This is a genomic window from Endozoicomonas sp. ALB115 (assembly GCF_049310245.1).
GTDB lineage: Bacteria > Pseudomonadota > Gammaproteobacteria > Pseudomonadales > Endozoicomonadaceae > Endozoicomonas.
The window spans coordinates 1-1,119 of sequence record NZ_JBLYZG010000196.1 but is presented as its reverse complement, the minus strand read 5'-3'; the positions used below and the strand labels follow the sequence as shown (position 1 = coordinate 1,119).

Annotated in this window: 3 protein-coding genes; 1 reads left to right on the top strand and 2 read right to left on the bottom strand. The window is 57.1% G+C overall.

What is annotated here, in order from left to right; genetic code table 11:
• Positions 1–577, bottom strand: a 577-nt coding sequence (locus ACO6VE_RS24595; protein WP_422464146.1) for a hypothetical protein, incomplete at its 3' end; no start/stop codon positions are given.
• Positions 578–757 carry a hypothetical protein gene (locus ACO6VE_RS24590; RefSeq protein ID WP_422464144.1) on the bottom strand — a complete coding sequence of 60 codons (180 nt, stop codon included), beginning with the start codon at positions 755–757 and terminating at the stop codon, positions 578–580.
• Here ACO6VE_RS24590 and ACO6VE_RS24585 point away from each other — a divergent pair.
• A partial coding sequence (locus ACO6VE_RS24585) for a hypothetical protein (protein ID WP_422464142.1) occupies positions 735–1,119 on the top strand: 385 nt, incomplete at its 3' end. The genes ACO6VE_RS24590 and ACO6VE_RS24585 overlap by 23 nt on opposite strands.

Sequence of the window (1,119 nt, the reverse complement as noted above, 5' to 3'; positions counted from 1 at the left end):
GCAGTGGTAACAGAGGAACCACGCCCACCAGTGGATTGTTAACGACCGGCCAGCCGCCCGTCACAGGCCTGCAACCTGCCACGGACAGGCCAGGCAGCAATCCCGGAGTGGTTGCTGACAACAGTAGCCCTGTTGTTGCGATCGCATCGGCAACCGGCGCACAGGCGGAGGTGTCTTCTGACATGCATGCATTGGCCACCATCGCGCCGGAGACCAGCACCCCGCAGCCACCGGTATCGACCAGCGTATCAACCACGGCTGTAACCGTGACAGAACGGGCTGACATTACCCCTGCAATGTCATCTGCAGCCACAACCAGTGAAGCCGGATTGCTAACATCCTTGGCGGTATCTGAGGGCAGTTCCAGCCATATACCACCGGACGCCTCAGAAGCATTATTATCGACGGCTTTATGGCCGCATACCCCTGCACCTATGCTGGCACCCGGATTGAGTTCGTCAGAGACGGCAAGTAGCCAGGCAGTGTCGTCCGGTATCGCCGCTTTAGCCTCATCCGGGTCTGGTTCGTTCGCTAATGCTACAGAGAGTTCACTGAGCCCGTCCGGAGCGGCAAACACTCAGGCATTGTCATCCAGTACGATGGCCCGGATCTCACCGGAGATGAGTTCGTCGATCAATACTGCTGAGGTATCACTGAGCCCATCAGGCATGGTAGGCACCCGGACGTTATCATCCAGTGCCACGGCTGCGTTCTCTCCAGAGTTGAGTTCGTCGATGAATACCACCGATGTGTCCATGACGCCATCAGGCATGGCAGGCACTCAGGCATTGTCATCCAACACTACGGCACCGTTCTCACCCGAGCTGAGTTTGTTGATGAATACCACCGATGTGTCCATGACGCCATCAGGCATGGCAGGCACCGAGACGTTATCATCCAGTGCCACGGCTGCGCTCTCTCCAGAGTTGAGTTCGTCGATCAATACCACCGATGTCTCACTGACGCCATCCGGCATGACAGGCACTCAGGCACTGTCATCCAACACTACGGCTCTGCTCTCACCGGAACTGAGTTCGTCGATGAATACCACCGATGTGTCAATGACGCCATCCGGGATGGCAAGCACTCAAACATTGTCATCCAACACTACGGCTCCGT